Annotated in this window: 2 protein-coding genes; one reads left to right on the top strand and one right to left on the bottom strand. The window is 71.6% G+C overall.

Translation table 11 applies throughout. From position 1 onward, the window contains the following. Positions 1 to 539: hypothetical protein (locus ACVMLK_RS20650; RefSeq protein WP_457487491.1), on the bottom strand; the 539-nt coding region annotated here is incomplete at its 3' end. 1095 nt (positions 540 to 1634) lie between these two features. On the opposite strand from ACVMLK_RS20650, the gene ACVMLK_RS20655 reads away from it, so the two are divergent. After that, a partial coding sequence (locus ACVMLK_RS20655; RefSeq protein WP_457487492.1) for a D-alanyl-D-alanine carboxypeptidase family protein occupies positions 1635 to 2623 on the top strand: 989 nt, incomplete at its 3' end.

The following is a 2623-nucleotide window of genomic DNA, read 5'->3' on the forward strand; positions in this document are numbered from 1 at the left end:
GTGCCGCGGCGCGTCGCGGCCGCGGTCTTGCGGGCCGGGGCGGCCTTCCTCATTGTCGCGGCCTTCGTCGCCGTCGCCTTCGCCGTCGCGCGGGCCGGCTTCGCCGCCGCCTTCGTCGTCGCCCGCCGCGTCGTGGCGGCCGTCTTCGGAGCAGCCGCCTTGCGCGCCGCCGTCGCGGTCCGGGCCGCCGTGGTCCGGGCCGCCGTGGTCCGGGACGAGGCCGCCTTCCGGGCCGGAGCCGCCTTCTTCGTCGCGGCCGCCGTCTTCGTTGCCGTGGCCTTCCGGGTCGTGGTCGCCTTCTTCGGGGCGGCGGCCGGCTTGCGCGCCGTCGCCGTCCGGCTGGAGGTGGCCTTCTTGGCCGGCGTCGCCTTCTTGGCCGCGCCGCTGCCGCTCTTGCCCGTGCCGGAGCTCTTCGCGGCTGTCTTGCTCGCCGCGCCGCGCGTCGTGGCCGCCTTGCGCGTGGTGCCGCTGCTGCGGCGGGTGGTGGCCACCGCCATCGCTTGCGCGCGCGGGCGGCCGGTTTCGGTCTCGTCGGTCATGTGCTGGATCTCCTTACCCAGAGTTCAGGCCGCGATGGGAAGCGATGTCCGCTGTTCCGCATCGGATAGCTTCTTTTCTTGCGCTCTTCCGAGAGCATGCGCCCATCATTCGTCAATGACGGCCATGAGGGCGCGAGCCGTTTGACACCCACCGCTTCCCCGCCGGCGATCGCCGCGGGATACGCGGGCAGCGCCGGCTTGCCTCATCCCGATGTCCTTCCGAACCGCGGCGCATCGCTTCCTCCCGATCCGTCGGCTTCCTCTGACAGCGGCGCCGCGAATCGCGCCCAACCGGTGCGCGCGCGAAACACGCTATCTTCACGCGCAATCGGCTTGTCAACGAAATCCGTTGCATCTCGTTGCAAATTTCCAGCCGCCGGGATTCAGACGCGCCTCCCGCGTGGCCGGAAAGCGACACCGCTCCCGAAGATGGCGCTCTCACCTACAGAGTTTGGAAATCGCCGAACCGCGCGCCGTGCCCGTCACGACGCCCCTTTCGACGCGTCGCGGTGATACCGCGCGGCAGGGCGTGGTGATACCGCGCGGCGGGGTACGGCGATGCCGTGCGGCGCGGCGCTCCGTCACCGGCGCGGTGTGAGAGGCGATGCGCGGGCCGCAGCTTTCTCCGGTGCACGGGCTCATGGCGTCCATCGACCGGACCACGCCGGGACACGTCGACAAGACGCGCCCGCCGCTCCGATCCTCGCGCGCATCGGCCTGACGCCGGAAGCGGCGCGCCGGAAGCAGCGCGTCCGTCGCGGCGCCGATGCGCGGGATGGAGACGGCGCGTCCCTGCGTCGAGCGGCACGTCCGGCATGTCTCACCGCGTCTTACGAACTGACGGGAGTGTGAGCAACAAAAAGTAATTTTCGTGCTGGATCAGACCATAAGCGCTTTCTTCTCATGCGCGACCTCGCCATGCTGCGCGCAACCTGGCGCCGCTGGGGAGCCGCCCGTGTCTTCTTCGGAAGTCCGTGGGCGGTTGCGGCGCCGGTGTTGGTCCGCCCGGGCACGCCAGGCGGGCGCTGGGGATGCATGACGGGCCCCACGGGGCTCGGCGTGGAACGGGGGACTGACGCCATGGCGGAAAGGGGCATGACCGCGCGGCAGGGCGCGTGGCTGCGACATGTTCTGGACAGAGCGAGGAGAGGCCGATCCGCCCTCTCCGCAGGACTGCTGCTGGCGGCGCTTCTGCCCGCCGCCTGGGCGGCGCCGGCACAGGCGCAGATCGGCGGCAGCCGCTACGCCTCCATGGTGATGGACGTGGCGACCGGCGAGGAGATCTTCGCCATCAACGCCGACGAGCCGCGCTATCCCGCCTCGCTGACCAAGATGATGACCCTCTACATGGTGTTCGAGGCCATGGAGCAGGGCCGGCTGTCCGCCGGCACGCGGATCCGCGTCTCCCGTCACGCGGCGGGGCAGGAACCTTCGAAGCTCGGACTGAAGCCGGGCAGCAGCATCACGGTGCGCGACGCCATCCTGGCGCTGGTCACCAAGTCCGCCAACGATGTGGCGGCGGCGCTGGGCGAGCATCTCTCGGGCAGCAGCGAGGTGCAGTTCGGCCGCATGATGACCCGCCAGGCGCGCGCGCTCGGCATGCGCAGCACCAGCTTCCGAAATGCCTCCGGCCTGCCCGACGCCAACCAGGTGACGACGGCGCGCGACATCGCCATCCTGAGCCGCGCGCTGATCCGCCACTTCCCGCAGCGCTATGCCTACTTCAGCGCACGCAGCTTCACCTGGGGCGGCCAGACCATCCGCAGCCACAACCGCGTCGTCGCCGAGTATGACGGCGCCGACGGGCTGAAGACCGGCTATATCCGCGCCAGCGGCTTCAATCTCGCGGCCAGCGCGGAGCGCGGCGGCACACGGCTCGTCGCCGTGGTCTTCGGCGGCGCCAGCAGCCGCGAGCGCGACGACCACGTCATGGCCCTGCTCGACCGCGGCTTCTCCGAGCGCGGACGGAGCGCGCCCGACATGCTGATGGCCGGGGGGACCGGCGGCCCGAGGCTGGTCGGCACGGCGCAGGCCGCCGCCCTCGCCGCGCCGGTAGCGCGCGCCGTGCCCCGCCCGTCCAGCCG

The organism is Teichococcus aerofrigidensis, assembly GCF_054073225.1.